The sequence below is a fragment of the Exiguobacterium sp. SH5S4 genome (genome assembly GCF_004337045.1).
Lineage (GTDB): Bacteria > Bacillota > Bacilli > Exiguobacteriales > Exiguobacteriaceae > Exiguobacterium > Exiguobacterium aurantiacum_A.
In genome coordinates, this window is record NZ_SJUQ01000069.1 from 1 (window position 1) to 433 (window position 433).

General features: G+C 52.4%; 1 protein-coding gene. It reads left to right on the forward strand.

Annotation, left to right across the window (positions count from 1 at the left end; all coding sequences use genetic code 11):
- Nucleotides 1–231: 231 nt before the first annotated feature.
- Nucleotides 232–433: STM2901 family protein (locus tag EVJ32_RS16420; RefSeq protein WP_236639533.1), on the forward strand; the 202-nt coding region annotated here is incomplete at its 3' end.

Genomic DNA, 433 nt, shown 5'->3' on the forward strand with positions numbered 1-433 from the left:
CCGGTTATGGAACGCCGCAACTCTACGCTCGATTGTTTGATTAATAGCGAGATAGGGAGGAGCGCGGGAAAATGCCGCAAGTTGGTGGGGCGCATGTGAGGCGCAGGATGAGGTGCGCAGATTTTTTCCACAGGAGTTATCTCCAAGCTTGGATATGCGTCGTAATCACACATCGCTGCTGACGGTCTACCTGCTTGGAATCGCTCGTCATTTCTTTCATGCGAAACGGAAATGGCGAACACTTACGTATATGCCGGCCATCCAGATCTCACTCCGGCCGAATTGTTTTTCTTCATCGCGCTTCAGGAAACCTCCCAGCATGTTGGAATTGACGACATCGAGGGAGTTGTTCTGATTCTGTCCGGTTGGCCGATCCTACCGACGCGAGGAAAATTTGCGGGGGCAACGAAGGGTACGTCCGTTGCATCTGTCA